The sequence below is a fragment of the Shigella sp. SIG3 genome (assembly GCF_053555855.1).
On the sequence record NZ_JBQZXE010000339.1, the window covers coordinates 1 to 356 of the forward strand.

At 57.9% G+C, this 356-nt stretch carries 1 pseudogene; it reads right to left on the reverse strand.

Annotated features, from left to right (window positions below):
• Positions 1 to 16: 16 nt before the first annotated feature.
• Positions 17 to 356 (reverse strand): annotated as a pseudogene (locus ACUU1I_RS21305) (baseplate assembly protein); the annotation flags it as partial.

A 356-nucleotide genomic window follows, 5' to 3' on the forward strand; every position in this document is an offset into this window, starting at 1 on the left:
ATCAGCCACAGTTCCATCATGCCTCCATCGCTTTATCAGGTTTGTCGGTGTTACTGCCCTGACCGTTCTCTCTGTGACGATGCCCGTTATAGGCAAGCCGCATCGCTGACATGGTGGTGCCGCCGGAGTCGCACAGGTCTTTCACCTGTCCGGTCACTTCCAGGTCCATTTCAAAACGTGCTTCAGGTGCATTGCGAAACGTGATCGTTTTACCTGCACCGTCCACCACAATCCCCTCCCGGGTCAGCGTCACGGACTGCCCCTGATCGTCATAGACCGCCACCTCACCCGTCTGCAGCCCTTTCAGGCGGTAGCGCCGGTCCGACACCGTAACAACCACCGCATGAGAACGGTCA